At 43.6% G+C, this 344-nt stretch carries 1 pseudogene; it reads left to right on the forward strand.

Annotated elements, in window-relative coordinates:
- Window positions 1–12 precede the first annotated feature (12 nt).
- Window positions 13–344: pseudogene (locus AX663_RS04670) on the forward strand (glucosyl transferase); the annotation flags it as partial.

The raw sequence follows: 344 nt of genomic DNA on the forward strand, positions 1-344 counted from the left end.
GGAGGAAAAAGTATGAAAGTACATTCTAATTTTACTGGACCTAAGTCCAAAAAACATCTGATTGCATTCTCATGTGCAACTGCCCTTGCTAGCTTTGCTTTTATCGCAAGGCCTGCATTTGCTGAGGAAGCTAAAGTTGACAACTCATCAAACCTTGATACGACTGCTGCTACCACTGCCAATGTAGAAACGACATCAGACCTCGTCGAAACTAAGGTTGTCGAAGCACCTGCTACTACTGAAAAGGCAGCCAGCACTGAAAGCACTACAAATGTCTCAGAACAAGCCACAACTTCTACAGCAAGTTCTGAAACTGCCAGTGAAACAGCTTCAACAACTGCAAG

The organism is Streptococcus sp. CCH8-H5 (assembly GCF_001556505.1).
Taxonomy (GTDB): domain Bacteria; phylum Bacillota; class Bacilli; order Lactobacillales; family Streptococcaceae; genus Streptococcus.